General features: G+C 61.7%; 1 protein-coding gene. It reads left to right on the top strand.

The window, feature by feature from the left end; all coding sequences use genetic code 11:
• Positions 1 to 822: DEAD/DEAH box helicase (locus EN925_RS37945; protein WP_164894772.1), on the top strand; the 822-nt coding region annotated here is incomplete at both ends.

Below are 822 nucleotides of genomic sequence, written 5' to 3'. Positions count from 1 at the left end.
GCTCAACATCGCGCTCCTGATCGGCGGTGTCTCATTCGACGAACAGAACAAGAAGCTGGAGCGCGGCGTCGACGTGCTGATCGCGACGCCCGGCCGCCTGCTCGATCACCGCGAGCGCGGCAAGCTGTTGCTCAATGGCGTCGAGATCCTCGTCATCGACGAAGCCGACCGCATGCTCGACATGGGCTTCATTCCCGACATCGAGCGCATCTGCGAGATGATCCCGTTCTCCAGGCAGACGCTGTTCTTCTCGGCGACGATGCCGCCGGAAATCACCAAGCTGACCGAGAAATTCCTGCATGCGCCGGTGCGCGTCGAGGTCTCGAAGGCCGCGTCCGCCGCCACCAACATCACCCAGCGGCTGGTCAAATCAGGCTCCAAGCCGTGGGACAAGCGCGAGACGCTGCGCAACCTGATCAAGGCCGAAGATGCCGAACTGAAGAACGCCATCATCTTCTGCAACCGCAAGATCGAAGTGTCGGAACTGTTCCGCTCGCTGCTGAAGTATGATTTCGACGCCGGTGCGCTGCATGGCGACATGGACCAGCGCGCGCGCATGCAGATGCTGGCCAATTTCCGCGACGGCAAGCTGCGCTACCTCGTCGCTTCCGACGTCGCCGCGCGCGGCTTGGACATCCCCGACGTCAGCCATGTCTTCAACTATGACGTGCCGATCCATGCCGAGGATTATGTCCACCGTATCGGCCGTACCGGCCGCGCCGGACGCTCCGGAAAATCCTTCACCATCGCGACCAAGTCGGACACCAAATACATCGACGCCATCGAGCGGCTGATCGGCAACAAGATCGAATGGCATGACGG

The organism is Mesorhizobium sp. M7A.F.Ca.US.006.04.2.1, assembly GCF_004022915.1.
Classification (GTDB): Bacteria; Pseudomonadota; Alphaproteobacteria; order Rhizobiales; family Rhizobiaceae; genus Mesorhizobium; species Mesorhizobium ciceri.
This window is presented reverse-complemented; position numbering and strand designations above follow the sequence as displayed.